Below are 24,213 nucleotides of genomic sequence, written 5' to 3'. Positions count from 1 at the left end.
CATTTGCAGGGCCCGATCAAACCATGCGTCTCGTTTCGTTTTCCGCCAAAGGCTATCGCTCGCTGCGTTCCGTCCGGTTTGATCTCGGACAGGTGACGGTTTTCGTCGGAGAGAACGGTGCCGGAAAATCCAATCTCTATCGGGCGTTGCAACTGGTGAAGGCGGCGGCGGAGGGCAATCTCTCGACGGAAGTGGTGCGCGAAGGCGGGATGCAATCGGCCATGTGGAGCGGCAATCGCCGTAAGCACGAATCGGCACGCATCATTCTGGAAGCGGATTTTGAAGACGAGCGGCTCGCCTCGCGTCTTTCCTATCGTGTCGAGGCAGGTCTGCCGCCGCCGGTTTCCGGTGCCTTTCCCTTCGAGCCGCAGATCAAGGAAGAGCAGCTCAATCTCGATACCGGTCGCCGTCCTGTCGATCTGATGGATCGGCGCGGGCCTGCGGTTTTCGCGCGGGATGGGGAAGGGCGGCGCATGGAACATCCGGCACGCCTGCTGACTTCGGAAAGCGGGCTGGCGGTGCTTGGGCAATCCGGCCATTATCCGGAGATAGGCGATCTTTCCGCGCAGATACGTGGCTGGCGCTTTTACCATGGTTTTCGAAGTGACCGCGATGCGCCGGTGCGTCAGCCGTCCATAGCCGCAACTGCTGCGATGCTGGACGAGGACGGTGGCAATCTTGCCTCCGTCTTTGCCACGCTTGCCCATATCCGGCAGGATACGGTCGATCTGGATCGTCTGGTTGCCGACGCGCTGGAGGATGCCAAGCTGGTCATTCCCTATCCGGAAGAAACGGCGACTTTCGGCCTGAATTTCCCGGCTTTCCCGCCGCGAACATTTCGCCCCGGAGAATTGTCCGACGGACAGATTCGCCTGCTGGCTCTGGCGGGTGCGCTGCTCTCCTATCGCCTGCCGCCACTGATCGCGCTCAACGAGCCGGAGGCAAGCCTGCATCCCGATATGATCCCGTCACTTGCCCGCATGATCGCGCAGGCATCCGAACGCAGCCAGATATGGGTGGTGACTCATTCAGCCGCCCTCGCCAGCGCGATTGCCGAACATTGCGGCGCAAGACCGATCCGGGTGAGCAAGCAGGACGGGGAAACGGTACTGGAATAAAAAAGGCGAGCCGATGGCCCGCCTTTTCATTGTCTCTGAAAATCGTCGATCAGGCGATCTTCTGACCGGTCTTCGCCCAATCGGCGAGGAAGGTTTCGAGGCCCTTGTCGGTCAGCGGATGCTTGACCAGTGCCTTGAGCGTTGCCGGAGGCGCGGTCACGACATCGGCGCCGATGAGGGCTGCTTCCTTGACATGATTGACGGTGCGAACCGAAGCGGCAAGAATTTCGGTGCGGTAATCGTAATTGTCGTAAATTGTGCGGATTTCGGCAATCAGCTCCATGCCGTTGATGCCGGTATCGTCGAGACGGCCAATGAACGGCGAAATGAAGGTCGCGCCGGCCTTGGCTGCCAGAAGTGCCTGATTGGCCGAGAAGCAGAGCGTCATGTTGACCTTGTGACCATCAGAAGACAGAGCCTTACAGGCTTTCAATCCGTCGAGGGTTACAGGCAGCTTGATGCAGATATTGTCAGCGATCTTGGCGATGACGGCTGCTTCCTTCATCATCTGCTCATATTCTGTCGCGGCAACCTCGGCGGAAACCGGGCCCTTGACGATGTTGCAGATTTCCTTGGTCACTTCGATAATGTCACGACCCGACTTCAGGATGAGGGACGGGTTGGTGGTCACGCCATCGACCAGCCCAAGGTCGTTGAGCTCGCGGATTTCCTTGACGTCCGCAGTGTCCACGAAAAACTTCATAACAGCGTTCCTCCATAATGAGCGCGGGTGGATTTGAGGAATTTAAAACCATTTAATTCCCGGAAGGTGGCTTTTCTTTAGCGCAAAGCCGCGCCAAGGTCACGCGATCATGTCGAAAGATTCGCACGATATTTCCAGTCTGTTTCCGGAGCTCGCACCACGGGTCGTTCCCGTGCTCGTGCCTATGCCCGCGGAGCGGCCTTATTCATATATGGTTCCGGAAGGGATGAACGTCCAGCCCGGATCGATCGTGCGTGTGCCGCTCGGACCTCGTGAGGTGGCGGGGATCGTCTGTGAGGGGGAAACCGACGCTGTTGACGCCAGAAAGCTGCGGGCGATTTCCGAAGTTTTCGACTGCCCGCCGGTGGGAGCCGACATGCTGCGCTTCATGCGCTGGGCAGCTGACTACACGCTTTCGCCGCCAGGCATGGTGGCGCGCATGGTCCTGCGTGTGCCAGCTGCATTTGATCCCGAACCGTCAGTGCCGGGGCTTCGTTATTCAGGCGGTGAGCCTGAGCGTATGACCGAAGCGAGGTCGCGGGTGATGGAGCTTGCCCGTGACGGGCTTGCATGGACCAGATCCGGCCTTGCCCATGCGGCGGGTGTCTCCATGACGGTCGTGGACGGGTTGAAGACGCAAGGTATTTTCGAGGAAGTCATGCTGCCGCCGCCAGCCGTGGTGGCAAAGCCCGATATCGACTATGCACGGGCCACGCTTTCGGAAGACCAGCAGGCGGCGGCTGAAATGCTGTCGGAAGCTGTCGAAGCCGATTGTTTTTCGGTTTCACTGCTTGATGGCGTGACCGGATCGGGCAAGACCGAGGTTTATTTCGAAGCCGTTGCCAAGGCGATTGAGCAAGGCAAGCAGGTGCTGATTCTCTTGCCTGAGATCGCGCTGACACAACAGTTTCTCGACCGGTTCCACGATCGTTTTGGGGCAAAGCCTGCCGAATGGCATTCCGACCTTGCACCCCGCACCCGGGAGCGCGTCTGGCGGCAGATTGCCGAGGGTACGGTGCGGGTTGTGGCAGGGGCGCGGTCGGCGCTCTTTCTGCCCTTCAAGGAACTGGGGCTGATCGTTGTCGATGAAGAACATGATCCGGCTTACAAACAGGAAGACCGGGTCTTCTACAATGCGCGCGACATGGCGGTGGTGCGCGGCCATATCAGCGGCTTTCCGGTGGTGCTGGCATCGGCCACGCCATCCATCGAGAGTCAGGTCAATGCGGAGCAGGGGCGCTACAAGCGAATCAAGCTTTATGGTCGCTATGCGGAAGCCGCACTGCCCGATCTGAAGACCATCGACATGCGACGTTCTCCACCACCGCCGGGCCGGTTTTTGTCGCCCGCACTGACCGAAGCTGTTGGCAGGACGGTGGAACGCGGAGAGCAGGCGCTTTTGTTCCTCAACCGGCGCGGTTACGCGCCTTTGACCTTGTGCCGGGTCTGCGGCCACCGCTTTCAATGTCCGCAATGTTCAAGCTGGCTCGTGGAACATCGTTTTCGCGGGCAGCTGATGTGTCATCAGTGCGGCTATCATGAGCCGGTGCCGGAGGCTTGTCCCGAATGCGGCACCCTGGATCATCTGGTCGCCTGCGGTCCGGGCGTGGAGCGCATCGCGGAAGAAGTCGCGGCAACGTTCAGCGAAGCGCGAATCATAGTTCTTTCGTCTGATATGGCAGGCGGCGTGAAGCGGCTGCGGCTGGAACTCGATGCTATCGCAAAAGGCGAGGCGGATATCGTGATCGGCACGCAGCTTGTTGCCAAGGGGCATAACTTTCCCAACATGACATTGGTGGGTGTCGTGGATGCCGATCTGGGGCTTGCCAATGGCGATCCCCGCGCAGCTGAACGCACCTTCCAGCTTCTCAATCAGGTGACGGGACGCGCCGGTCGAACCGGTCGCAAGAGCCTCGGACTGATCCAGACCTACCAGCCGGATCATCCGGTGATGCGGGCAATCGTCAGCAGCGACGCAGCCGCATTCTACAACCGTGAAATCGAGGAGCGCGAACGCAGTACTTTGCCGCCTTTCGGGCGGCTCGCCGCGTTGATTATCTCCGCGGACAACCGGCCCGATGCCGAAAATCATGCGCGTGCGCTTCGCCGTGCGGCACCCTCATCCCCGGAGATTTCCGTGCTCGGGCCTGCCGAGGCACCGCTTGCGCTCGTGCGGGGAAGACACCGTTTCCGCATTCTGGTGCACGGGACCAAACGCGCCGACATTCAAGGATTTATCCGTGTCTTGCTCGCCGCCGGGCCGAAGGAAAAAGGCTCGATAAGGGTTCAGGTGGATATTGATCCGCAAAGCTTCTTGTAGGGCCGTATTGCTATCGAAGCAGGCGTAAAAAAAGATGGCTTGCTTCTCTAGTCGCTAGAGGATGCAGACTGGTCTCAAAGGTTCTATGAGGCTCGAAACCAATGAGATACACCCCTGCTCATCAAACGCGACCTTCAGCGAATAATGGCCCCGGTTTCTGGCTGGTCGCCCTTGTCGGACTGATAATCTGGACATTGTTGATGTGGTTTGCCTACTACATCTCGGATGTCGTGATTGTCTGGATCAGTGGCAATGGACCGGCTTTGGCCGAGACTGGAAAAAGCTTGATCGACAAAGAAGCGACTGCGCTGCTGGATGTGTTCAAGCTGGATCAGGTAGCAGGTTCCGGGATCGGATTGCTGCATAGTTTGCTTGTTCCGGCGTTTTGGATCATTTGGGCGATCGGTGCGATAGCCATCCTTTTCATCCGGTCGGTTCTGGCTCGGATCATTGCGATGCGCGGTTCTCCGCCGCGCTGATGGTTCGTTCCATGCCCTCGAATGGCTTGGTAATTTTGTTGGAATCGCTCGGATATGCCTGAATGCCGGTTGCGTTCAGATAGTGCGATCAGTTTTCGTTTACGCAAAACTGGTTTATAGCCGTGTTCTGTTCAGATTGAGGGCGATCGCGATGGAATTCTATCTTCCCACCACCACCGGAGAATGGCTTGCCTGGGGCTCTGCCGCCGTGACGGCACTTGCTGGTCTTGTCATGCTTTTTGCGCCCGGCATAACGATGAAGCTGTTGCGGCTCCAGCCGATCAATGGCCGTCCCGAAGGTTACGGTTCCATCCGTGCGACGCTCGCCGGACCCTATCTCGGCGTGGGGATCGGATGCCTCGTTTTCGCGCAGCCATTCCTCTGGGTCGTGCTGGGTTCCGTCTGGGGATTTGCACTGTTCGGACGCTTCATTTCGATGATGTCGGATGCGGGTGGGCGCAAGGGTGGACCGAGCGGCGGACGCTTCTATGGCAGTCTCGCAGCGCTGGTGGAGTTCGTGCTTGCAGCAGGTCCGCTGCTCTACGCTTTCGGCTTCATTTCCTGATCGGAAAGAGCTCTGTTCTGCACTTCTGACGTGCAGGCTGCGCAAGGGAAGATAGCGTCGCTGCGGTGGATGCGACTTTTTTGACCGCGAAAGGCGGTAAATCTTACACAAAAGTGCCGGATTCGCGTGTTGCGAGTCCTGTTCGTCTATGCTAGACGGCAATCACATTTCGGTGTTGACGTGCTCGCGCGTCAGTGGTTTTCCGGAAACATTCAATAAAATCATCGGTTTGGCGTCCTGAACAAGATTGGGCCCCAAAAGGATGGTTTCAACGTAGAGAGCAGGTTGTTCGTGGCTGAAACGTCTTCGCTCATTTCAGGTGTCGCACAGCGTTACGCCGGATCTCTTTTCGAGCTTGCGCTTGATGCGAAATCCGTTGCGGCTGTGGAAAAAGATCTTGACCGTTTCGAGGCGCTTCTGAGCGGAAGCGAAGACCTCAAGCGACTGATCTCCAGTCCGGTATTTTCCTCGGAAGATCAGCTTCACGCCATCGGCGCTCTCGCCGACAAGGCGGGCATCAAGGGGCTGGTCGGAAATTTCCTGCGCGTTGTCGCGCGGAACCGTCGTCTCTTCGCTCTGCCGGGCATCATCGCTGCTTTCCGCATTATTGCTGCTGAACATCGCGGTGAAATTTCCGCCGATGTCATCTCCGCGCACGAACTGAGCGCTGCGCAGCAGAACGAATTGAAGGCAACGCTGAAGGGCGTGGCCGGCAAGGACGTGACGATCAATGTCACCGTCGATCCGTCGATCCTCGGCGGTCTTATCGTCAAGATGGGTTCGCGTCAGATCGACACGTCCCTTCGCACTAAACTTTCTTCTCTCAAGCTTGCACTGAAAGAGGTCGGCTGATGGACATCCGCGCCGCGGAAATTTCCGCTATCCTGAAAGAGCAAATCAAGAACTTCGGCAAGGAGGCTGAGGTCTCCGAAGTCGGTCAGGTTCTTTCCGTTGGCGACGGTATCGCCCGCGTCTATGGTCTGGACAATGTTCAGGCCGGTGAAATGGTCGAATTCCCTGGTGGCATTCGCGGCATGGCGCTGAACCTTGAAAGCGACAATGTCGGCGTCGTTATCTTCGGTGCCGACCGCGACATCAAGGAAGGCGACATCGTCAAGCGTACCGGCGCAATCGTTGACGTTCCGGTTGGTCCGGAACTGCTCGGCCGCGTTGTCGACGCTCTCGGCAATCCGATCGACGGCAAGGGCCCGATCAAGGCCAAGGAACGTCGCCGCGTCGACGTCAAAGCGCCTGGCATCATCCCGCGCAAGTCGGTTCACGAGCCAATGTCGACGGGTCTCAAGGCCATCGACGCCCTGATCCCGGTTGGCCGCGGCCAGCGCGAGCTGGTCATCGGCGACCGTCAGACCGGCAAGACCGCCATCATTCTCGATACGATCCTGAACCAGAAGCCGATCCACGACAACGGCCCGGACAAGGACAAGCTGTACTGCGTCTACGTCGCCGTCGGCCAGAAGCGTTCGACCGTCGCCCAGTTCGTCAAGGTTCTCGAAGAACGCGGCGCTCTGGAATACTCGATCGTTGTCGCGGCTACCGCTTCCGATCCGGCTCCGATGCAGTATCTCGCACCGTTTGCGGGCTGCGCCATGGGCGAATATTTCCGCGACAACTCGATGCATGCGCTGATCGGCTATGACGATCTGTCCAAGCAGGCTGTTGCTTACCGTCAGATGTCGCTTCTGCTCCGTCGTCCTCCGGGCCGCGAAGCTTATCCGGGCGACGTTTTCTACCTGCACTCCCGTCTTCTCGAACGCGCTGCAAAGCTCAACGACGAAAACGGCGCCGGCTCGCTGACGGCTCTGCCGGTCATCGAAACGCAGGGCAACGACGTTTCGGCCTTTATTCCGACCAACGTGATCTCGATCACCGATGGCCAGATCTTCCTCGAAACCAACCTGTTCTATCAGGGTATCCGTCCGGCTGTTAACGTCGGTCTGTCGGTTTCGCGCGTTGGTTCTTCGGCCCAGATCAAGGCCATGAAGCAGGTTGCCGGTTCGATTAAGGGCGAGCTTGCCCAGTATCGTGAAATGGCTGCCTTCGCACAGTTCGGTTCCGACCTCGATGCTTCGACGCAGCGTCTTCTGAACCGTGGTGCACGCCTGACCGAACTCCTGAAGCAGCCGCAGTTCTCGCCGCTGAAGACGGAAGAGCAGGTTGCCGTGATTTACGCCGGTGTTAACGGTTATCTCGACAAGCTTGCTGTCAATCAGGTTGGCAAGTTCGAAGAAGGTCTTCTCGCTTCGTTGCGCACCGAGCACAAGGACGTGCTCGATGGCATTCGCAAGGAGAAAGCCATTACTGATGACCTCAAGGCCAAGCTCAAGGCAGCGATCGACGCTTTCGCCAAGTCCTTTGCCTGAATTATGTTAGCCGCATGATTTTATCCGAAAAGTCTCCAACTTTTCGGAATCATGCTCAGACGGGATGAACGGATGCCTTCACTAAAGGATCTGAGAAACCGTATCGCCTCGGTCAAGGCGACGCAGAAAATCACCAAGGCGATGCAGATGGTCGCCGCGGCGAAGCTGCGCCGTGCCCAGGAAGCTGCGGAAGCCGCAAGGCCTTATTCGCAGCGCATGGGTGTCGTTCTCGCAAACATCGCGCAGAACGTAACCGGCGAAGATGCGCCGGCCCTGATGGCCGGTACGGGCAAGGACGACGTGCATCTGCTCGTCGTCTGCACCGCAGAACGTGGCCTTTGCGGCGGTTTCAACTCGCAGATTGCGCGTCTGGCGCGCGATCATGCCCGCAAGCTCCTCGCTGAAGGCAAGACGGTCAAGATCATCACGGTCGGCAAGAAGGGCGCGGACATTCTGCGTCGCGAATTTGCCAGCCTGCTGATCGACCATATCGATCTGCGCGAAGTCAAGCAGCTCGCTTTTGTGCATGCCGACCAGATCGGCCACAAGATCATCAAGCTGTTTGAAGAAGGCGCTTTCGACGTCTGCACGCTGTTCTATTCCGAGTTCAAGTCGGTGATCTCGCAGATTCCGACCGCACAGCAGCTTATCCCTGCTTCGGCGGGCGACAGCGAGGATGCGGAGACCGCAGGCGACGCGATCTACGAATACGAACCTGATCCTGCGGCGATCCTGTCGACGCTGATCCCGCGCAATATCTCGGTCCAGATTTTCCGTGCCTTGCTGGAAAATGTCGCGGGCGAGATGGGCGCGAAGATGAGTGCGATGGATAACGCGACGCGCAATGCGGGCGACATGATCAACAAACTGTCGATCACGTATAACCGCCAGCGTCAGGCGCAGATCACCAAGGAACTGATCGAAATTATTTCGGGTGCGGAAGCGCTCTAGAGCATTTTGCAGCCAGATGGGAACATCTGGCGTCGCATAAATGCGGCGAAATAGAATTTGGTTTACCGCATGATTTCCCAGAAAGTCTGCAACTTTTCGGGATCATGCTAACGGAAGGTAAGGATCGATGGCAAAAGCAGCGACCCCGAAAACTACCGCCGCGGCCGAAGCAAAGCCAGCGGCGAAGGCGCCTGCCAAAAAAGCGGCACCTAAGACCACTGCAGCAGCCAAGTCTGTTGCTGAGAAGTCTGCCGCTCCCAAGGCAGCAGCATCCGGTGCGATCGGCCACGTTACTCAGGTCATCGGCGCTGTCGTCGACGTCAAGTTCCCGGAAGGCCAGCTGCCGCTGATCCTGAACGCGCTTGAAGTCGACAATCAGGGCAATCGCCTGGTTCTCGAAGTTGCCCAGCACCTCGGCGAAGACACCGTGCGCACCATCGCCATGGACGCGACCGAAGGTCTCGTTCGCGGTCAGGAAGCGCGCGACACCGGCGAACCGATCATGGTTCCGGTTGGCGTCGAAACGCTTGGCCGTATCATGAACGTCATCGGTGAGCCGGTTGACGAAGCTGGTCCGATCAAGACCAAGGCAACCCGCGCCATCCACCAGAACGCTCCGGAATATATCGAGCAGTCGACCGAAGCTGAAATCCTGGTAACGGGCATCAAGGTCGTCGACCTTCTCGCTCCTTACGCCAAGGGCGGCAAGATCGGTCTCTTCGGCGGTGCAGGCGTTGGCAAGACCGTTCTCATCATGGAACTCATCAACAACGTCGCCAAGGCGCACGGCGGTTACTCCGTGTTCGCAGGCGTCGGTGAGCGTACCCGTGAAGGCAACGACCTTTACCACGAAATGATCGAGTCGGGTGTTAACAAGCTCGGCGGCGGCGAAGGCTCCAAGGCAGCCCTCGTTTATGGCCAGATGAACGAACCCCCGGGTGCGCGCGCTCGTGTTGCCCTGTCGGGTCTGACGGTTGCTGAAAACTTCCGTGACCAGGGCCAGGACGTTCTGTTCTTCGTGGACAACATCTTCCGCTTCACGCAGGCAGGTTCGGAAGTGTCGGCTCTCCTCGGCCGTATTCCTTCCGCTGTGGGCTATCAGCCGACGCTGGCAACCGACATGGGCGCCATGCAGGAACGCATTACGACGACGACCAAGGGTTCGATCACCTCGGTTCAGGCGATTTACGTCCCTGCCGACGACTTGACCGACCCGGCACCGGCAACCTCGTTCGCCCACTTGGATGCAACGACCGTTCTGTCGCGCTCGATCGCTGAAAAGGGTATCTACCCGGCTGTTGACCCGCTCGACTCCACGTCGCGTATGCTTGACCCGAAGGTCGTTGGCGATGAGCATTACGCTGTCGCCCGTCAGGTTCAGTCGATCCTGCAGCGCTACAAGTCGCTTCAGGACATCATCGCGATCCTGGGCATGGACGAACTGTCTGAAGAAGACAAGCTCACCGTTGCCCGCGCTCGTAAGATCGAACGCTTCCTGTCGCAGCCGTTCTTCGTTGCTGAAGTCTTCACCGGTGCGCCGGGCAAGCTGGTCGATCTCGCCGACACCATCAAGGGCTTCAAGGGTCTTTGCGCTGGCGACTACGATCATCTTCCGGAAGCTGCCTTCTACATGGTCGGCAGCATCGAGGAAGCTCTCGAGAAGGCCAAGAAGCTGGCAGCTGAAGCTGCTTGATGAATTGAATTTCCCGGTGGGCCGCAAGGCCCGCCGTGAAAGCCAATCATTTTGTTTAAGCATGTTCTGAAAGTCGTTTTTTTTCGGGATTGTGCTTTTGAATTCAAGTGAGAACCATGGCTCAAGCTTTCCAATTCGAACTCGTGTCGCCTGAACGGCTCCTGCTTTCCGCGCAGGTGACGGAAGTCGTCATTCCGGGTAGCGAAGGCTATCTGACGGCTCTCGCCGGTCATTCGCCGTTGATGACGACGATCATGCCGGGTGTCGTTTCGGTGAAGCTTGCCGACGGCAAGTCCGACTCCTACGTGGTCTTCGGCGGTTTCGCCGATATCACCCCGCAGGGTTGCACCGTTCTGGCCGAATCGGCGACCCATGTGGACGATATCGACCCGGCAGATATTCAGCGCCGCATTGAACATGCCCGCAAGGCTCTGGACGATGCTTCGTCGAACGAACACCGCACCAAGGCGGAAATCTTCCTGCATCAGCTGATGACGCTGCAGGGAACGATCATGCCAGCCTGATCGGCAGCACTCTATCGTTTTCGGGAAAGCGGGCTCTTGCCCGCTTTTTCTTTTTCAGATCACTGCTCTGCAGTGAATTTGTTCGCAGAACTGTCATATTGCCGCTAAATCCCATCACGCTTGCGTGAGTTCAGGAAGTTCGCTTGAAAATAGTTCGCCAGCGATTTATCCAAATCCGTAATCATTAGTTTACTAATATATAAGGCGGTTGGCATGGATACGGCAGATCTTAAAGCTGAAATGATTGATGCCATGGCGAAGGTTAATCGCAGGCTCCGCACCGTTTTCGACGCGCGTGTGAAGGAACGGGGCCTGACCCTGGCGCGGGCGCGCACCCTGCTTGCCTTGATGGAACAGGAAGGCCTTTACCAGAAAGAACTGGCAGAAGCGCTTGAGATCGAGAATGCGACTATGGTCCGCCTGCTCGATGGTCTGGAGCGCCAGTCATTCATCGAACGGCAAACCGTTCAGGGTGACCGCCGCGCCAAGCGCGTGGTGATGACGGCGGAAGGCAAGATTCTGGCTGAACAGGTCGTGAAGCTCGCCGGTGATGTCCGCGAGGATTTGCTGGAAGGTGTAAGCGACGAGGAGTTGAGCATCGCGCTCAACGTGCTTCGCAAAATGTCAGAATCGATGAACAAGACCCACTGATCGGGTTGTTTTGCCGTAAGTTTTCATCAGTATCAGCTACGTCGTTACAACCTGATACGATAAACGCGATGACAATTTCGGCGCATCTGTTCAATGCGCAGCAATTGACGTTTGGCTACGTTCCAGTGAGCCGGTCACCTAGTGCATGTCTCCCCAAAGCAGGAATCGGTTTTGGGAGACATGCGCAAGAACAAAGAGATAGAGCATTTCCAACGATTCAAACGAGACGGGAAATGCTCTGGCAATCACGATCTTGCGAGGACATGCCGTCCTTGTCGCAGATCAAAGATCGCAAGGTCGGTGAGGTCTTGAATACCTGAGTAACACCATTGCTCAGGAGTTCTCATGATACGCCTTTCCAGACCCTCGTACACAGCCGTGGCACTCGCATTTCTGGCGGTGACCGGGACATCAGCCCTCGCATCTGGTTCGCACGAGCATCCGGCGGAAAACGGCAGTGTCAAAGCTCCACTCAACATTGTCCGTCCGGCGAATGACCTGGCGCCGCCAATTAGAAGAAGCGAGCCAGCGACCATCAAGGTAAAGCTCGATACCGTCGAGGTGACGGGACAGCTCGCAGACGGCGCAGCCTACCACTACTGGACGTTCAACAAGAAGGTCCCCGGCCCGTTCGTGCGCGCCCGAGTAGGTGACACGATCCAGGTGGAGCTCTCCAACAAGGCCGACAGCAGCGAACGTCACAGCGTAGACTTCCACGCTGTGACCGGGCCAGGCGGCGGAGCGGCGGCCACCGATGCCGCACCGGGTGAAACCAAGGCCTTCTCGTTCAAGGCGCTGAAACCGGGGCTGTACGTCTATCACTGTGCTGTGCCAATGGCCGCACATCACATCGCCAACGGTATGTATGGCCTGATCCTCGTCGAGCCGGCAGACGACCTGCCGCCCGTTGACCGGGAGTTCTATGTAATGCAGGGCGAGCTCTACACGTCGCAGCCATACGGATCCAAGGGGAAGCTGACCGAGAGCGTCGAACGCCTGCTCAAGGAAGACCCGGAGTACTATGTCTTTAACGGGGCTGCCAATGCACTCACAGGCGACAATGCCCTGACGGCGAAGGTCGGCGAAACCGTACGCATCTACTTCGGTGTCGGCGGACCCAACAAGACGTCGAGCTTTCATGTGATCGGAGAAATCTTCGACAAGGTTTATCAGCTGGGCTCCTTGACGACGGAGCCGCTATCCGATGTCCAGACAATTTCGGTCCCACCGGGAGGCGCGGCGGCGGTCGACATCAAGCTGGAAGTTCCCGGCGAATACACCCTGGTGGATCACGCGCTGTCGCGAGCGGCACGCGGGTTGGTCGGAACGCTTGTCGTGAGCGGCGAGAACCGTGCCGAACTTTTCCAAAGTGCCATACCTGTCACGACCGAAGTGGAGCAGGGCGAACACAACGCTCATTGATTGGGATTGGTTCTTGTGGGATGGACGCCCTTCCGACGGCCTTAATGTGGCAGAATGGATTTGTTGAACACCATTGAGGAGAGGGCGTCCATCCCTACAAAGCCATATTGGTCGGACGCCGGGTGTCAGGGTGCAAGAGTGCGCAGATAGGCCATCAGTTCACTGGCCGTGTCGCTGGCCCGTTCCGGCTGACGGGAGACGATCGCCTCGATCAGTGTCGCATGGGCATTGGCAGAACCGGCTATGCCGGTCGATGGGCGAAGGCGGAACCAGAAGCGGCGGCTGTGGGTTTGCAGGGGGGCTGCAATACGCGCGGCATAGGGATTGCTCGCCGCCGCGCCCAGAACAATATCGAATGCCTTGTCGGCATCGAGAAACAGGGCCACATCCTCGTTGGGGATGGCCTGCCGCATGGCGGCTGCAGCGGCTTCAAGCCGTTCATAATCGCGAGGGCTGCCAAGCGGGCAGCATCGCGCGCCAGAACGCGCTCGACACCTTCGCGGGCATCCAGCACCTTGATGAAATCCGTCGGATCGATGGCCGCGATGGCAATGCCTGAGCGCGGACGCACTTCCACGAGACCTTCCCAGGCGAGCCTCTGAATGGCTTCGCGCATCGGCGTGCGGCCCATGCCGGTCAGCTCGATCAGTGTGCGCTCGTTGACAACGGTGCCCGGTTCGAGTTCCAGTGTGACGATGGAGCGCTCCAGAATGCGATAGGCTTGCTCGGCGAGGCTTTCGCTACCCCAGCTATCCATGGTCGCCAACGGCATGTTTGCCGGGCTCCGCGTCAACCTGTCTCGAACGTTTGCTTCTTCCATGCCTGTCCATGCCCTGTGGTTACGACGATTGACATAGTGCAATCTTACAGATATATCTCTGATATATCAATATGAGGTGATTTGAGTTTGTCGATCCCTAACTTTGCCTTTGTGGCTTTTTCAAGCGATGGCGAACTTTCAGCACAGTGTCATTCCAAAAATCGATGGACAGAGCCGAAAGGCTGGCATTGAACATACTGAACGCCAATTGCTCGAAGCGTCGACATTGTCCGGTTCTTTGGCAAGGCTATAGGCAAAAATGAATCCGGTGGGGAGCCGCACAAGATGAAATCTGATCCGCAGGGTCAGCAGGATATTCTCATTATCGGTGGCGGTATTGTCGGGGTTGCCACTGCCGCCTTGCTTGCCGAGGCTGGGCGCGAGGTTTTGGTCGTCGACAGAACCGGCATTTGCGAAGAGACCAGTTCTGGCAATGCTGCGGCGCTCGCTTTTTCGGACATTCTTCCGCTGGCCTCCAAGGGCGTCATGCGCAAGGTGCCAGGCTGGCTGATGGATCCGCTTGGTCCGTTTACGATCCGTCCTTCCTATTTTCCCAAAATGGTGCCGTGGCTCTACCGCTTCTGGCGCGCAAGCAGCGCGGATGCATTGGCGAAAACCGCGATTGCACAGGCCGACATCATGCGCCTTGCCGGCAGCGAGATGATGGCGTTAATCGACAGGGCAGGGCTGCGCGGGAGATTGCGCGAGAACGGCAATCTGGAGCTTTATGAAAGCGAAGCCGAGCTTGCTGCCTCCCAGCTGGGCTGGGATGTTCGCGAACAGGCTGGAATTGCCTATGAACACGTGCGCGGTGACCGGCTTGCCGAACTGCAGCCCGGCCTGAGCCCGCGTTTCGTTGCCGGAACTTTCGTTCCCGGCTGGAAGAATGTCAGCGATCCGAAACTGTTCGGCAAGGCCATCTGGGCCTATGCCCAGAGCAAGGGTGCGCGCTTCCTTCAGGCCAAAGTCACGAATGCGAAGCAGGGCCATGGCGGGGCGAGCGTTCATCTTGAGGATGGAACGAAAATCAAGACGACGCATCTTGTCCTTATGGCGGGCGCATGGTCTCGCGATCTTGCCAAGGGCTTTGGCGATGCGGTGCCGCTCGATACGGAACGCGGCTACAACACGACGCTGCCAGTGGGCAGTTTCGATGTGAAACGGCAATTGACCTTTCCGGGCCATGGCTTTGTCATCACGCCGATGGAAACCGGCCTGCGTGTGGGTGGTGCGGTGGAATTCGGCGGGCTCGACCTGCCACCAAATTTCGCGCGATCTGAAGCCATGCTTAAGAAGGCTTCCATGTTTCTGCCGGGCTTTCGGACAGAAGGCGGGCGACAGTGGATGGGCTATCGGCCATCCATGCCGGATTCCGTACCGGTCATCGGCCGGGCCTCGGCAGGCGGCAACATCTATTACGGCTTCGGCCATGGTCATCTCGGCCTCACGCAATCGGCGGCAACCGGGCGGCTTATCCGTGATCTCATCACGGGGGCCGCGCCTGCAATCGACATTGAACCTTTCAAGCCACAACGTTTTCGGAACTGACCATCATGGCAAGACATTCCTTCTTCTGCGTCGACGGACACACATGCGGTAACCCCGTGCGTCTCGTGGCTGGCGGCGGGCCGAACCTCGAAGGTTCGACCATGATGGAAAAGCGCGCGCATTTTCTGCGCGAGTATGACTGGATTCGTACTGGTCTTATGTTCGAGCCGCGCGGCCATGACATGATGTCCGGCTCCATTCTCTACCCGCCGACACGTCCTGATTGCGATGTCGCGGTGCTTTTTATTGAAACCTCGGGGTGTCTGCCGATGTGCGGTCACGGCACCATCGGAACCGTGACGATGGCGATAGAGCAGGGGCTGGTGACGCCGAAGACGCCGGGCAAGCTCAATCTGGACACGCCTGCCGGTCTGGTGGCGATCGAGTATGAGCAGAACGGCCAGTATGTCGAGCGCGTTCGTCTCACCAATGTTCCGGCTTTCCTTTATGCTGAAGGACTTGAGGTCGAATGCCCGGACCTTGGCAACCTCAGGGTTGATGTGGCTTATGGCGGCAATTTCTACGCTATCGTCGAGCCGCAAGAAAATTACACCGATATGGAAGATTATTCCGCGCTGCAGCTGATTGCCTGGAGTCCGATCCTGCGTGAGCGGTTAAATGAGAAGTACAAGTTCCAGCATCCGCTGCTGCCGGATATCAACCGTCTGAGCCATATTCTGTGGACTGGGAAGCCGAAACATCCGGAAGCGCATGCCCGCAATGCCGTCTTCTACGGCGACAAGGCAATCGACCGTTCGCCATGTGGAACCGGTACGTCTGCGCGCATGGCCCAACTGGCTGCCAAGGGCAAATTGAAGCCCGGCGACGAGTTTGTGCATGAATCCATCATCGGGTCGCTTTTTCATGGCCGTGTGGAACGTGCTACCGAAGTTGCAGGCCAGGACCGCACATTGCCGGCGATTATTCCTTCAATTGCGGGCTGGGCACGCATGACGGGATATAATACGATCTTCATCGACGACCGTGATCCCTTTGCACATGGGTTTACGGTCGCGTAAAGTGGGTACGGTCGGTAATTTTAATGCTGACCCCAATTTTTGGCTTTTCGGCCATGTAGAAAGTATGGAATAAGGCGTCCTGGGTAGGAGAAAAAACATATACAGGACGTTTAGTAGGGGACATAACTAGTTTGTGGAGGGATGATGCCCTTAGTCTTTTGTCTGAGGCAAAAGGGGTTGCATTCCTCTATACAGCCGTTAGGTGTAAAGAGCCGGGAATAAAATGAAGGCGCACGAAATAAAGATGCGTCAATAAAATCCCGGGCGGTAAAATGGGTGGCTTCTCGATGGAATATTTCTTCCAGCAGGTGATCAACGGGCTCGCGCTCGGCTCGATCTATGGCCTGATCGCCATCGGCTACACGATGGTCTATGGCATTATCGGCATGATCAACTTTGCTCATGGCGATGTCTTCATGCTCGGCGCCTTCATGGCGCTGATTGTTTTTCTCATGATCACAACCTTCATTGGAGCATTGCCGATTGCGCTGATGCTTCTTCTGATGATGATCGTCGCCATGTTGCTGACGGGTTTGTGGAGTTGGACGATCGAGCGCGTGGCCTACCGGCCGCTGCGTGGTTCGTTTCGCCTCGCACCGTTGATCACGGCTATCGGCATGTCGATTGCCTTGTCCAACTTCGTACAGGTAACGCAGGGTCCGCGTAACAAACCGGTGCCTCAGCTGCTGAACGGTTCCTACAATATCATGGGAACCAACGTGACGATCTCGCTGAAGCAGATTGTGGTCATTGTGGTGACAGCCGTGCTGCTGACGATTTTCTGGTATATCGTCAATCGCACCTCGCTTGGTCGCGCGCAGCGTGCCTGTGAGCAGGATCGCAAAATGGCAGCGCTTCTCGGCATCAATGTCGATCGGGTCATTTCGCTCACCTTCGTGATGGGTGCGATGCTCGCGGCTGTGGCCGGTACGCTCTACCTCTCCTTCTATGGCGTGATTTCCTTTGCCGACGGGTTCATCCCCGGCGTGAAGGCGTTCACGGCGGCAGTTCTGGGCGGTATCGGATCGCTTCCGGGTGCTGTGGTCGGTGGCTTGCTCATCGGTCTCATCGAGGCATTGTGGTCGGCGTATTTCTCGATCGACTACAAGGACGTTGCCGCGTTTTCGATCCTCGCCATCGTGCTGATCTTCATGCCGTCCGGCATTCTTGGCCGTCCTGAAGTCGAAAAGGTTTAATCATGGCTGTACAGTCGAGTTCACGCCCGGATTCCCTTTTTGGCCGGGCCATTCGTGAAGGGTTCTTCGCCGGTCTTCTGGCTCTGGGTCTCTTCTGCCTCATCATCGGTTTCAAGACCGATCAGAACATCAACAACGAACTGGTGCTCGTTCAGCGCTGGGGCGCACTGGCCGTCATGGTCGCGCTCGCTGCGGTTGGTCGTTTCCTGTTCGTTGCATTCCTTCAGCCAACGCTGGAGGCGCGCAAGCTTGCCAAGAGCAAACAGCCGACCGCTGCGGTCGACGAAAGCCCGTCTTTCGTGCGCCGCAACTTCTCGCGCCTCGGCGTTGCCTTCCTTTTTGTCTACCCGGTCCTGATCGTCACCTTTCTGGGCTGGCAGGGATCGCTCAAATGGGTCGATAATTTCGGCGTTCAGATCCTCATCTATGTGATGCTGGCCTGGGGCCTCAACATCGTGGTGGGCCTCGCCGGTCTTCTCGATCTGGGTTACGTCGCCTTCTATGCAGTCGGCGCCTATTCCTATGCACTGCTGTCGGCCTATTTCGGTCTGTCCTTCTGGATGCTGCTGCCGATTGCCGGTATTCTTGCTGCAACATGGGGCGTCATTCTGGGTTTTCCGGTCCTGCGTCTGCGCGGTGACTATCTTGCCATCGTGACGCTTGCATTCGGTGAAATCATCCGTCTGGTGCTCATCAACTGGACAGATGTCACCCGCGGCACCTTCGGCGTTTCCGGTATTGCCAAGGCAACCTTCTTCGGCCTGCCTTTCAATGCCAGCAAGGACGGTTTCGCCGCTCATTTCGGCCTCACCTTCTCGGCGGCGCATTACAAGTTCTTCCTCTATTACGTCATCCTTCTGCTGGCGCTGCTGACGGCCTGGGTCACCATCCGTCTGCGCCGCATGCCGGTTGGCCGTGCTTGGGAAGCACTGCGTGAAGATGAAATTGCCTGCCGTTCGCTTGGCATCAACACCACCACGACCAAGCTCACGGCCTTTGCCACGGGCGCGATGTTCGGTGGTTTTGCCGGTTCCTTCTTTGCAGCACGCCAGGGCTTCGTCAGCCCGGAATCCTTCGTGTTTCTCGAATCCGCCGTCATTCTTGCCATCGTCGTTCTGGGCGGCATGGGCTCCCTGGTCGGTATCGCCATTGCTGCGATCGTCATGATCGGCGGCACTGAAATCCTGCGTGAAATGAGCTTCCTGAAAGCAATTTTCGGCCCAGATTTCACGCCGGAACTCTATCGTATGCTCATCTTCGGCCTTGCCATGGTCGTGGTCATGGTCTGGAAACCGCGCGGTTTCGTCGGAAGTCGAGAACCCAGTGCCTTCCTGCATGAGAAGAAGATGGTGTCGGGTGCCTTTACCAAGGAAGGGCACGGCTGATGGCGGAGATAAGCACTATGTCTGGCACTGCGCCTGATAAAGCCGAATTGGGCAACACTGAAAAAGACACGATCCTGCAGGTCGAGCATCTTTCGATGCGCTTTGGCGGTCTCGTCGCCATCAACGATCTGAGCTTCAATGTGAAGCGTGGGGATATCACGGCGATCATCGGCCCGAACGGTGCAGGCAAGACCACGGTCTTCAACTGCATCACCGGCTTCTACAAGCCGACGGGTGGCATGCTGACGATGAACCGGAAGACGGGCGACAAGTTCCTGCTGGAACGCCTGCCCGACTTCCAGATCACCAAGCAGGCCAAGGTGGCGCGTACCTTCCAGAACATTCGCCTGTTCTCGGGTCTCACTGTTCTGGAGAACCTGCTGGTCGCGCAGCACAACACGCTGATGCGTTCGTCGGGCTTCACGATCCTCGGTCTTCTCGGTTTGCCCGGCTACAAGTCTGCGGCGAAGGATGCGGTTGAAAAAGCGCGTCACTGGCTGGAGAAAATCAACCTGATCGGTCGTGCGGACGATCCGGCAGGCGATCTGCCTTATGGCGATCAGCGCCGTTTGGAAATCGCCCGCGCCATGTGCACCGAGCCGGAAATTCTTTGCCTCGATGAACCGGCCGCCGGTCTCAATCCGCGTGAATCGGCAGAGCTCAACAAGCTCCTGCTCGATATCCGCAATGAAACCGGGACGTCAATCCTGCTGATCGAGCACGACATGTCGGTGGTCATGGAAATCTCCGATCATGTGATCGTGCTGGAATACGGCACCAAGATTTCTGACGGTGCTCCAGAAGCAGTCAAGAATGATCCGCGCGTTATTGCCGCCTATCTCGGCGTCGATGACGAAGAGATTGCCGAGCTTATCGAAGAGGCGGACAAGCCGGGCACCGGTGATGCGGCGGACTTCGTGGCGGCACAACTCGCTGAGGAAGCCATCGAGGAAGAAATTGCCGAAGAGACGGGCGAAGCACCGTCCGGACGCGTTTCTCTCGCCGGTGGTCTGGCGGAGGCACGTGGTGGCAAGGCCGATAATCTGACTCTCATCAAGGGCATCGGCGCGGTCAACGAAAAGAAGCTTCACGAACACGGGATCTATCATTTCGATCAGATTGCCGCCTGGACCGAAGCGGATATCGTGGAAGCTGAAACCTATCTGGAATTCGACGGGCGTATCGCGCGCGAAGACTGGGTCGGGCAGGCCAAACAACTTGCCGCCGGTCAGGCGACAGAGTTCTCCGAGCGCGTTGAACAGGGTGATGTTCCGACGAGCCATAAGACTGCTCCCGTAAAGGCTGCCAAAAGCGGTGGTGCGAAACGCGCTAAGGCGCCGACAAAAGCACCGACTAAAACCGCGGCCAAGCCCAAGAAGGGAGGCGAATGATGCAGGCTGAAACCATGCAGAAAAAGCAACCGCTTCTGGCCGTCGAGAAGGTCGAGACCTATTACGGCAATATTTGTGCCCTCAAGGGCATTGACCTTACCGTCGATGAGGGTGAGATCGTCGCGCTGATTGGCGCTAACGGTGCCGGCAAGTCGACGCTTATGATGACGATCTTCGGCTCGCCGAAGGCGCGTACCGGCCGCATTCTCTTCAACGGCAAGGATATTACATCCATGCCGCCGCATGAGATTGCCAAGCTGCGCATTGCGCAGTCTCCGGAAGGCCGTCGCATCTTCCCGCGCATGACGGTTCTGGAAAATCTCCAGATGGGCGCAAGTCTCGATCATCAGCAACACTTCGAAGAAGACGTGAAACTGATGTTCGACCTGTTCCCGCGCCTGAAGGAACGCATCAACCAGCGTGGCGGCACGCTTTCGGGCGGCGAACAGCAGATGCTGGCCATTGCCCGCGCGCTGATGGCGCGTCCGAAGCTCTTGCTTCTGGATGAACCGTCGCTCGGTCTGGCACCGCTGATCGTGAAGCAGATTTTCGAAGCGATCAAGGAACTGAACCGCACGCAGGGGCTGACGGTGTTCCTCGTTGAGCAGAACGCATTCGGTGCTCTCAAGCTCGCAGACCGTGGCTATGTGATGGTCAACGGCTCGATCACCATGAGCGGCGCTGGCCGCGAATTGCTGGCCGATCCGGAAGTCCGCGCCGCCTATCTCGAAGGCGGAAGGCACTAGGAGGATAAGATGCAGGGTATTCTCTACGAAGAATCGTCATTCTGGTTGTTTTTCCTCATCACCTGTCTGCTGGGCGGCTGGGCCGCCTGGATGACGGGGCGTGCCTGTGCTTCGACGTGGCGCACCTATCCGCAGCTTCTGCTCTATCTGATCCCGCTGGGAGCTGCGGTGCGCTTCATCCATTTCGCACTGTTTGAGGGAACGCTTCTTTCGTTCCACTATTATCTGGTGGATACGATCGTCCTGATGATCATAGGTACGGTCGGCTTTCGCTTCACCCGCACCAAGCAGATGGTGCGGCAATATAGCTGGCTTTATGAAAAAGCTTCGCCTCTCAGCTGGAAGGCAAAATAATTTTAAAGCTTCGCCGTCATGCGGCGAAGCTTTTTGTAAGATCACGTTGACAGTAATAAGATTCAGCGTAGATATTGCTGAGTATTCAGCAAGAAAATAAGGCGATGCAAAAACATCGTTTCGGGGTAAATACAATGATGGGGAGTTTCAACAATGAAGAAGTCACTTTTCTCAGGCGTTGCTCTTGCAGCAGTTATGGCTTTCGGGGGCTCGGCTTGGGCTGATGTTCTTGTCGGTATTGGTGCGCCGCTGACGGGCCCAAATGCCGTTTACGGTGCGCAGATCCAGAAGGGCGCGGAAGCGGCCATCAAGGAAATCAACGATGCGGGCGGCATCAACGGCGAAAAAATCGCGATCACTCTCGGCGATGACGTATCGGATCCGAAGCAGGGTATCTCGGTTGCCAACAAGTTCGCAGCTGATGGCGTGAAATACGTTATCGGTCACTTCAATTCGGGCGTTTCGATCCCGGCTTCGGACGTTTATGCCGAAAACGGCATTCTCGAAATCTCGCCTGCTGCGACCAACCCGGTCTATACAGAGCGCCAGCTCTGGAACACGTTCCGTACCTGCGGTCGCGACGATCAGCAGGGCATCGTGGCCGGTCAGTATATTTTCGACAATTTCAAAGACGGGAAAATTGCCGTCATTCACGACAAGACCCCTTATGGTCAGGGCCTTGCCGATGAAACCAAGAAGAAGCTCAACGAGCTTGGCGTCAAGGAAGCCGTCTATGAAGGCGTGAATGTTGGCGAGAAGGATTTCTCGGCTCTGATCGCCAAGCTGAAGCAGCAGGGCGTTACGGTCCTTTATTGGGGTGGTCTGCACGCTGAAGCCGGTCTGATTATCCGTCAGCTTGCCGATCAGGGGCTGAAAGTCCAGTTCATCTCTGGCGACGGTATCGTTTCCAACGAGCTGGCCTCCATCGCAGGCGATGCGGTTGCCGGTACGCTGAATACGTTCGGCCCGGACCCGCGCAATAACCCGAACAATGCCGATCTGGTGAAGAAGTTCCGCGATGCTGGCTTCGAACCGGAAGCCTACACGCTTTACTCTTACGCTGCCGTTCAGTCTCTGGCTGGGGCTGCGAAGGCTGCCGGAAGTAACGACCCGCAGGAAGTTGCCAAGGCGCTTAAGGAAAAGGGTCCGTTCAAGACCGTGCTTGGCGACCTGTCCTATGACGAAAAGGGCGATCCGAAGCTTCCAGGCTATGTCATGTACAAGTGGGAAAAGGGCGCTGACGGGAAATATACTTACATTCAGCAGTAAGTTTCGCTTACATTCTTTCCCGATGAATGGAAATGCCCGGCTTCAAGCCGGGCATTTTCGTTTCTATGGCGTCGGTCCGCATAAAGTCATGCGGAAAAGCAAGATATAGACTAAATCATTACTTTACTTCGGTATTGAACGTGATTGTATCTAGCTTGACGACTGAATATAGGGCGAATCTCTATATCCAGTCTCGCGTTCTGGTGGGAGGACCAGTTTCAGCGCGGGCAGTTTCAAGCCCGAATTGCGTTTCTGGCGCTGATGCAGTCTCCCATTCGAATATCAGGTTTATGCAACGCCTCTGGTGTTGCTGTTCATGCCTGCAAAAAATGGCGGTCATCTGATCCTGTCAGACTGCCGCTCTGAATGACTATTTTGACGTGTGTCTCGAAAATCGTTTCATACCTTTCGGGATGCGCTTAGTGGGAGCAACTGAAATGAAGAAATCCTTATTCTGCGGCGTCTGCCTTTCGGCACTGGTTGCGATGGGTGGCGTGTCCTTTGCCGACATCCAGCTCGGCGTCGGCGCACCGTTGACCGGCAGCCAGGCAGCTTTCGGCGAGCAGATCAAGCGCGGTGTCGAAGCGGCTGTCGCAGAAGCCAATGCCAAGGGCGGCATGAACGGCGAGCAGATCACCATCGTCTATGGCGACGACGCTGCCGATCCGAAGCAGGGCATTTCGGTTGCAAACAAGTTTGTGGGTGATGGTGTTCAGTTCGTTATCGGTCACTTCAATTCCGGCGTCAGCATTCCGACGTCGGACATCTATGCTGAAAACGGCGTGCTGATGATCGCGCCCGGCACCACCAACCCGACCTTCACCGAGCGCGAACTTTGGAACACGTTCCGCACCTGCCGTCGCGATGACCAGCAGGGCATCGTTGCCGGCAAATATATCGCCGACAATTACAAGGACGGCAAAGTCGCAGTCCTTCACGACAAGACCCCTTACGGTCAGGGCCTTGCCGACGAAACCAAGAAGTCGCTCAACGACAACGGCATGAAGGAAACGCTCTACGAAGGTGTAAACCAGGGCGACAAGGACTTCTCCGCGCTCATCTCCAAGATGAAGGCTGCTGGCATTACTGCTGTTTACTGGGGCGGCATGCATCCGGAAGCGGGTCTGCTCATCCGCCAGATGGATGATCAGGGCCTCAAGGCACAGTTCATTTCGGGCGATGGCATCGTGTCCAACGAACTTGCCTCGATTGCCGGTGATGCTGTTGGTGGTGTCATGAACACTTTCGGTCCCGATCCGCGCGACGACAAGTCGAATGCGGAACTCATCAAGGCTTTCCGTGACAAGGGTTTCGAGCCTGAAGCCTATACCTTCTATGCCTATGCCGGTGTGCAGTCGCTGGTCAATGCCGCCAATGCTGCCGCAAGCAACGACCCGCAGGAAGTTGCAACTGCGATGAAGGAAAAGGGTCCGTTCAAAACGGTGCTTGGCGACATCTCGTTCGACGCCAAGGGCGATCCGAGCCTTTCGCCTTACGTCATGTTCGAATGGCGCAAGGGTGAAGACGGCAAGTATAATTACTTCCAGAAGTAATGGAGCATTTCCAGCAAAAGTGCGAAGCGGTTTTGCGTTGGATAATGCGAGAACACAGATGCTTAGAGCGGTTCTGATGATTGCTTCATAATAGGAACCGCTCTTGTGCCTGATATATTAGCATA

Annotated in this window: 21 protein-coding genes and 1 pseudogene; 20 read left to right on the top strand and 2 right to left on the bottom strand. The window is 57.2% G+C overall.

Annotated elements, in window-relative coordinates; all coding sequences use genetic code 11:
* Positions 1–23 precede the first annotated feature (23 nt).
* The gene (locus tag LJ361_RS21110; RefSeq protein WP_010661473.1) at positions 24–1,118 is read left to right on the top strand and encodes an AAA family ATPase; all 1,095 of its coding nucleotides are present in this window, start codon (positions 24–26) and stop codon (positions 1,116–1,118) included.
* A gap of 49 nt (positions 1,119–1,167) precedes the next feature.
* Here LJ361_RS21110 and fsa read toward each other — a convergent pair whose 3' ends face one another.
* Positions 1,168–1,821: a fructose-6-phosphate aldolase gene (gene fsa, locus LJ361_RS21105; RefSeq protein WP_010661472.1), complete on the bottom strand. Its 654-nt coding sequence runs from the start codon at positions 1,819–1,821 to the stop codon at positions 1,168–1,170.
* Positions 1,822–1,930: 109 nt separating this feature from the next.
* Here fsa and LJ361_RS21100 point away from each other — a divergent pair, with 109 nt between their 5' ends.
* The 10 genes from LJ361_RS21100 to nirK all read left to right on the top strand — a co-directional run bounded on the left by LJ361_RS21100 (position 1,931) and on the right by nirK (position 12,807).
* Positions 1,931–4,141 (top strand): primosomal protein N', encoded by a 2,211-nt coding sequence (locus tag LJ361_RS21100; protein WP_105529100.1) that lies wholly within the window; start codon positions 1,931–1,933, stop codon positions 4,139–4,141.
* Positions 4,142–4,242: 101 nt separating this feature from the next.
* The gene (locus LJ361_RS21095) at positions 4,243–4,620 is read left to right on the top strand and encodes a hypothetical protein (protein ID WP_146113242.1); all 378 of its coding nucleotides are present in this window, start codon (positions 4,243–4,245) and stop codon (positions 4,618–4,620) included.
* A gap of 151 nt (positions 4,621–4,771) precedes the next feature.
* On the top strand, positions 4,772–5,185 hold the full coding sequence (locus tag LJ361_RS21090; RefSeq protein WP_010661469.1) for a hypothetical protein: 414 nt from the start codon (positions 4,772–4,774) through the stop codon (positions 5,183–5,185).
* 291 nt (positions 5,186–5,476) lie between these two features.
* The gene (locus LJ361_RS21085) at positions 5,477–6,037 is read left to right on the top strand and encodes a F0F1 ATP synthase subunit delta (protein WP_010661468.1); all 561 of its coding nucleotides are present in this window, start codon (positions 5,477–5,479) and stop codon (positions 6,035–6,037) included.
* Positions 6,037–7,566 (top strand): F0F1 ATP synthase subunit alpha, encoded by a 1,530-nt coding sequence (gene atpA / locus LJ361_RS21080; protein ID WP_010661467.1) that lies wholly within the window; start codon positions 6,037–6,039, stop codon positions 7,564–7,566. The genes LJ361_RS21085 and atpA overlap by 1 nt, the downstream gene beginning before the upstream one ends.
* A 72-nt stretch (positions 7,567–7,638) precedes the next feature.
* A complete protein-coding gene (locus LJ361_RS21075; RefSeq protein WP_010661466.1) occupies positions 7,639–8,517 on the top strand; it encodes a F0F1 ATP synthase subunit gamma in 879 nt (292 codons plus the stop codon).
* Positions 8,518–8,644: 127 nt separating this feature from the next.
* Positions 8,645–10,210: a F0F1 ATP synthase subunit beta gene (atpD, locus tag LJ361_RS21070; protein WP_010661465.1), complete on the top strand. Its 1,566-nt coding sequence runs from the start codon at positions 8,645–8,647 to the stop codon at positions 10,208–10,210.
* A gap of 116 nt (positions 10,211–10,326) precedes the next feature.
* Complete coding sequence (locus tag LJ361_RS21065) at positions 10,327–10,734, top strand: F0F1 ATP synthase subunit epsilon (RefSeq protein ID WP_010661464.1); 408 nt, start codon at positions 10,327–10,329, stop codon at positions 10,732–10,734.
* Positions 10,735–10,947: 213 nt separating this feature from the next.
* The gene (locus LJ361_RS21060) at positions 10,948–11,385 is read left to right on the top strand and encodes a MarR family winged helix-turn-helix transcriptional regulator (RefSeq protein ID WP_010661463.1); all 438 of its coding nucleotides are present in this window, start codon (positions 10,948–10,950) and stop codon (positions 11,383–11,385) included.
* A 345-nt stretch (positions 11,386–11,730) separates the two neighbouring features.
* The gene (gene nirK / locus LJ361_RS21055) at positions 11,731–12,807 is read left to right on the top strand and encodes a copper-containing nitrite reductase (RefSeq protein WP_010661462.1); all 1,077 of its coding nucleotides are present in this window, start codon (positions 11,731–11,733) and stop codon (positions 12,805–12,807) included.
* A gap of 125 nt (positions 12,808–12,932) precedes the next feature.
* Here the strand turns inward: nirK and LJ361_RS21050 are convergent.
* Positions 12,933–13,627 (bottom strand): annotated as a pseudogene (locus LJ361_RS21050) (GntR family transcriptional regulator).
* 285 nt (positions 13,628–13,912) lie between these two features.
* Between LJ361_RS21050 and LJ361_RS21045 the strand changes: the two are divergent.
* The 9 genes from LJ361_RS21045 to LJ361_RS21005 all read left to right on the top strand — a co-directional run bounded on the left by LJ361_RS21045 (position 13,913) and on the right by LJ361_RS21005 (position 24,088).
* Positions 13,913–15,175, top strand: coding sequence for an NAD(P)/FAD-dependent oxidoreductase (locus LJ361_RS21045; RefSeq protein ID WP_010661460.1), 1,263 nt, complete (start codon positions 13,913–13,915; stop codon positions 15,173–15,175).
* Positions 15,176–15,180: 5 nt separating this feature from the next.
* Entirely contained in the window at positions 15,181–16,194 is a 1,014-nt protein-coding gene (locus LJ361_RS21040; RefSeq protein ID WP_010661459.1) for a 4-hydroxyproline epimerase, read from the top strand.
* Between the two features lie 287 nt (positions 16,195–16,481).
* Positions 16,482–17,390 carry a branched-chain amino acid ABC transporter permease gene (locus LJ361_RS21035; protein ID WP_010661458.1) on the top strand — a complete coding sequence of 303 codons (909 nt, stop codon included), beginning with the start codon at positions 16,482–16,484 and terminating at the stop codon, positions 17,388–17,390.
* 2 nt (positions 17,391–17,392) lie between these two features.
* Positions 17,393–18,775 carry a high-affinity branched-chain amino acid ABC transporter permease LivM gene (gene livM / locus LJ361_RS21030; RefSeq protein WP_264812267.1) on the top strand — a complete coding sequence of 461 codons (1,383 nt, stop codon included), beginning with the start codon at positions 17,393–17,395 and terminating at the stop codon, positions 18,773–18,775.
* Positions 18,775–20,166 (top strand): ATP-binding cassette domain-containing protein, encoded by a 1,392-nt coding sequence (locus LJ361_RS21025; RefSeq protein WP_043061904.1) that lies wholly within the window; start codon positions 18,775–18,777, stop codon positions 20,164–20,166. The genes livM and LJ361_RS21025 overlap by 1 nt, the downstream gene beginning before the upstream one ends.
* Positions 20,166–20,912 (top strand): ABC transporter ATP-binding protein, encoded by a 747-nt coding sequence (locus LJ361_RS21020; protein ID WP_029376283.1) that lies wholly within the window; start codon positions 20,166–20,168, stop codon positions 20,910–20,912. The genes LJ361_RS21025 and LJ361_RS21020 overlap by 1 nt, the downstream gene beginning before the upstream one ends.
* Before the next feature lie 9 nt (positions 20,913–20,921).
* Positions 20,922–21,266, top strand: a complete 345-nt coding sequence (locus LJ361_RS21015) for a DUF6867 family protein (RefSeq protein WP_010661454.1) — start codon at positions 20,922–20,924, stop codon at positions 21,264–21,266.
* 153 nt (positions 21,267–21,419) lie between these two features.
* The gene (locus LJ361_RS21010) at positions 21,420–22,535 is read left to right on the top strand and encodes a branched-chain amino acid ABC transporter substrate-binding protein (protein WP_010661453.1); all 1,116 of its coding nucleotides are present in this window, start codon (positions 21,420–21,422) and stop codon (positions 22,533–22,535) included.
* A gap of 437 nt (positions 22,536–22,972) precedes the next feature.
* A complete protein-coding gene (locus tag LJ361_RS21005; RefSeq protein ID WP_010661452.1) occupies positions 22,973–24,088 on the top strand; it encodes a branched-chain amino acid ABC transporter substrate-binding protein in 1,116 nt (371 codons plus the stop codon).
* The last annotated feature ends 125 nt before the right edge of the window (positions 24,089–24,213 follow it).

This window comes from Brucella sp. JSBI001 (genome assembly GCF_026014005.1).
Lineage (GTDB): Bacteria > Pseudomonadota > Alphaproteobacteria > Rhizobiales > Rhizobiaceae > Brucella > Brucella anthropi.
Note: the sequence above shows the minus strand (reverse complement) of the source record. Positions and strands in the feature narration are given on the sequence as shown.